1 protein-coding gene is annotated in these 1347 nt (G+C 34.6%); it reads right to left on the bottom strand.

What is annotated here, in order from left to right; translation table 11 throughout:
* Window positions 1-24: 24 nt before the first annotated feature.
* Complete coding sequence (locus HWV58_RS24240) at window positions 25-1161, bottom strand: IS4 family transposase (RefSeq protein ID WP_175636580.1); 1137 nt, start codon at window positions 1159-1161, stop codon at window positions 25-27.
* Window positions 1162-1347: the final 186 nt, after the last annotated feature.

The following is a 1347-nucleotide window of genomic DNA, read 5'->3' as shown; positions in this document are numbered from 1 at the left end:
GGACACCAATGCTATTAACTTAAGCTATTTATATGTTTGGTGAAGCCTGTTTTTCCTTTTTTTAAATGTTATCCTGACAAAGCTTCTATCTGGTTTTATTGGGATTTTAGAAGATGCTATAAGTTTAATAAGGGATTGAATTATCTGCCAGGGGTCTACTGTATTTAGTATTTGTATAATTACTTTTCTTACAAACCTGAAAGCATTTTGCCAATTGTATTTATATTTTACCTTTCTTTTTTTGTTCGTGTCAATTTCCTTCTGAGCCTGGGCGCCTAATAAAGCAACCAGGTTCATCATAAATACGTGCGCTTCAAATTCCTGGAATATCCCATCTGGTTTTCGAGCACCAAACTGTTCAAGTTTCATCTTTGGCTTTAGTTTTTTAAAACCTTCTTCCACAGGCCATCTTAACATATAGAGTGCTTTCATATTTTCTTGGCATACCCTGTTTATATCCAGTAGGGAAGATACAAGTACTTCTATTTCCCCATTTTTTAGTTTGATTTTGGTAACCCGGACTTTAATTTTTTCAGTGTCTAATCCATATTTTAAGCAAGACTCTTTTTCATTTTTACTTGGTTCCCATTCTGTTATAAAATCATTTTGAGTCTGTAGGGATATCCGTTTTGCAAAGAAGGACTGCGAACTCTTTATCCGGATGCAGAAATCCCGATTTAGTGTGCAGAGATTTTTGTAGATATGGAAATATCCGAAACCGCGGTCTAAAATAATTATAGATTTACAGGATGGCAGTTCTTCAACGCATTCATTAAAAAGCATTTTTTCTGTATGCTCCATCTTTGATATCCGGTATGAAAGAATTGATCCATTAAAAACATCATAAAACATAAAAATCTGCGCCAGGCAACTCTTAACACTATTCCCTTTTTCTGAATAGGCCCCAAAAAAATCTTTAACCTGCGCTGAAGGTGGTAGACCAACGGTAGAACCATCGCCTGCAATCAATCGATATCCACTCCAAAACTTCGGTGGATTCTCTCCATGATAATCTGTTAGTATTTTGTTCAGGTCCTTGAAAAATGATAGAGATATTTTATACCGGGCCTTGCAAAAGGCTGCCCCAGTTACAGCTTTTAACGATAAACCAGGCAGAATTATAGCAATGTTATATTCTACGGATTCTTTAAAAAGATTCAAAATGGTAGAAACAACTACTGGAAAACATAAACTTCGTTTACGGGTAAAAAAGATTGGTTCTTTAATGTATTGAGAAAAGCTATTTTTATCCTGAATGAAGTCAAATGTTTTTTTTAGGAGCCACTTTATGTTGCTCCCCAATTTGGTTCAAAGAAATTATACTCATTTCAATCTTATTGTTTAATA

Source organism: Pedobacter ghigonis (genome assembly GCF_903166585.1).
Lineage (GTDB): Bacteria > Bacteroidota > Bacteroidia > Sphingobacteriales > Sphingobacteriaceae > Pedobacter > Pedobacter ghigonis.
The sequence above is the reverse complement of the archived record's forward strand: the minus strand, read 5'-3'. Positions and strand labels throughout refer to the sequence as shown.